The organism is Helicobacter pylori (assembly GCF_014498195.1).
Taxonomy (GTDB): Bacteria; Campylobacterota; Campylobacteria; order Campylobacterales; family Helicobacteraceae; genus Helicobacter; species Helicobacter pylori_DO.
Map to the genome: position 1 here is coordinate 1 of NZ_JACTGH010000029.1, position 2,108 is coordinate 2,108.

At 44.7% G+C, this 2,108-nt stretch carries 1 rRNA gene and 1 pseudogene; one reads left to right on the forward strand and one right to left on the reverse strand.

Annotation, left to right across the window (positions count from 1 at the left end):
- Positions 1-282 precede the first annotated feature (282 nt).
- Positions 283-475 (reverse strand): annotated as a pseudogene (locus tag H7N67_RS07820) (hypothetical protein).
- A gap of 21 nt (positions 476-496) precedes the next feature.
- Here H7N67_RS07820 and H7N67_RS07825 point away from each other — a divergent pair.
- Positions 497-2,000 (forward strand): 16S ribosomal RNA (locus tag H7N67_RS07825).
- Positions 2,001-2,108 lie beyond the last annotated feature (108 nt).

The window sequence follows — 2,108 nt, forward strand, 5'->3', positions numbered from 1 at the left end:
ATTTAAGCAAACCTTAAGCTTTCTATGACTATACTTTCATTTCCTTGTTTCAGCAAGGGCTTTTAAAAAGCCGCTTGATACCTTACAAGGATAGCTGATTAAAAGCAAACGATCTTTGAAAACTAAGCAAATTGATAGAAGTTCTTTTTAAAGGGATATTCTAAAATAAAATAAGTAATGACTGACTAAATAGAGTGAGGGTTTTTATAACTTTCATTCTTTTATAAGAAATTCTTATCCAACTAGTACCAATCAATTTCATTGATTATGATGATTATATCATTATGATTGATAACTGAATGGCATGAGAATATTTAAGGTTAGCGTTTGGCTAAACCTTTTTAAAAAGTTTCTTTCTGTTTTGTTGTTGTAATACTTAAGAACACAACCCGTTTTATTCAATAACCAAATAAAACGAGTTCTTGTGATACGCTAAAGCTGTTGTTAGGAATAACAACAGCCTATCAAAAAACAAAAGAGCTTTGGGACAAACACTTTTATGGAGAGTTTGATCCTGGCTCAGAGTGAACGCTGGCGGCGTGCCTAATACATGCAAGTCGAACGATGAAGCTTCTAGCTTGCTAGAATGCTGATTAGTGGCGCACGGGTGAGTAACGCATAGGTCATGTGCCTCTTAGTTTGGGATAGCCATTGGAAACGATGATTAATACCAGATACTCCCTACGGGGGAAAGATTTATCGCTAAGAGATCAGCCTATGTCCTATCAGCTTGTTGGTAAGGTAATGGCTTACCAAGGCTATGACGGGTATCCGGCCTGAGAGGGTGAACGGACACACTGGAACTGAGACACGGTCCAGACTCCTACGGGAGGCAGCAGTAGGGAATATTGCTCAATGGGGGAAACCCTGAAGCAGCAACGCCGCGTGGAGGATGAAGGTTTTAGGATTGTAAACTCCTTTTGTTAGAGAAGATAATGACGGTATCTAACGAATAAGCACCGGCTAACTCCGTGCCAGCAGCCGCGGTAATACGGAGGGTGCAAGCGTTACTCGGAATCACTGGGCGTAAAGAGCGCGTAGGCGGGATAGTCAGTCAGGTGTGAAATCCTATGGCTTAACCATAGAACTGCATTTGAAACTACTATTCTAGAGTGTGGGAGAGGTAGGTGGAATTCTTGGTGTAGGGGTAAAATCCGTAGAGATCAAGAGGAATACTCATTGCGAAGGCGACCTGCTGGAACATTACTGACGCTGATTGCGCGAAAGCGTGGGGAGCAAACAGGATTAGATACCCTGGTAGTCCACGCCCTAAACGATGGATGCTAGTTGTTGGAGGGCTTAGTCTCTCCAGTAATGCAGCTAACGCATTAAGCATCCCGCCTGGGGAGTACGGTCGCAAGATTAAAACTCAAAGGAATAGACGGGGACCCGCACAAGCGGTGGAGCATGTGGTTTAATTCGAAGATACACGAAGAACCTTACCTAGGCTTGACATTGAGAGAATCCGCTAGAAATAGTGGAGTGTCTAGCTTGCTAGACCTTGAAAACAGGTGCTGCACGGCTGTCGTCAGCTCGTGTCGTGAGATGTTGGGTTAAGTCCCGCAACGAGCGCAACCCCCTTTCTTAGTTGCTAACAGGTCATGCTGAGAACTCTAAGGATACTGCCTCCGTAAGGAGGAGGAAGGTGGGGACGACGTCAAGTCATCATGGCCCTTACGCCTAGGGCTACACACGTGCTACAATGGGGTGCACAAAGAGAAGCAATACTGCGAAGTGGAGCCAATCTTCAAAACGCCTCTCAGTTCGGATTGTAGGCTGCAACTCGCCTGCATGAAGCTGGAATCGCTAGTAATCGCAAATCAGCCATGTTGCGGTGAATACGTTCCCGGGTCTTGTACTCACCGCCCGTCACACCATGGGAGTTGTGTTTGCCTTAAGTCAGGATGCTAAATTGGCTACTGCCCACGGCACACACAGCGACTGGGGTGAAGTCGTAACAAGGTAACCGTAGGTGAACCTGCGGTTGGATCACCTCCTTTCTAGAGAAAAGCTTTTAACATTCGCTTGTTAAAAGCCAAAGAGTATTACCTGACAAAAGAGCTTCTTGTTGCTTAGTTTTGAAGGATTGAGCTTATTCTTTCTTATTT